1 protein-coding gene is annotated in these 293 nt (G+C 39.9%); it reads right to left on the bottom strand.

The window, feature by feature from the left end:
• The coding region (locus C1G53_RS12140) for an N-6 DNA methylase (protein WP_153046731.1) at window positions 1-293 on the bottom strand (293 nt) is incomplete at both ends.

Genomic DNA, 293 nt, shown 5'->3' with positions numbered 1-293 from the left:
CCTGCATTTTTTCTTCAAATTCTTCTGGGCTAATATCAACGTAGTCAATCTTGATGTCAAAGTACTGACCTGCACTGAGGGAGTAGTTCTTATCCTTAATCTCTTCATAGCTAACCTTGACAGAGAAGTCTTCGACAACTTCTTTGTTAATAAAGGTCTGAATGATTTGGCTTTCTTCATCAGGGCTAAGGACTGTCTTTTGGTTCTTGCCTTCCTTGACCTTGGTGCCAAGATTAGAAGCGTCAATCAAGACCACATCGTCCTTATTCTTCTTATCGATAAAGAGAATGGAC

The organism is Streptococcus suis (assembly GCF_002960445.1).
Classification (GTDB): Bacteria; Bacillota; Bacilli; order Lactobacillales; family Streptococcaceae; genus Streptococcus; species Streptococcus hyiners.
The sequence above is the reverse complement of the archived record's forward strand: the minus strand, read 5'-3'. Positions and strand labels throughout refer to the sequence as shown.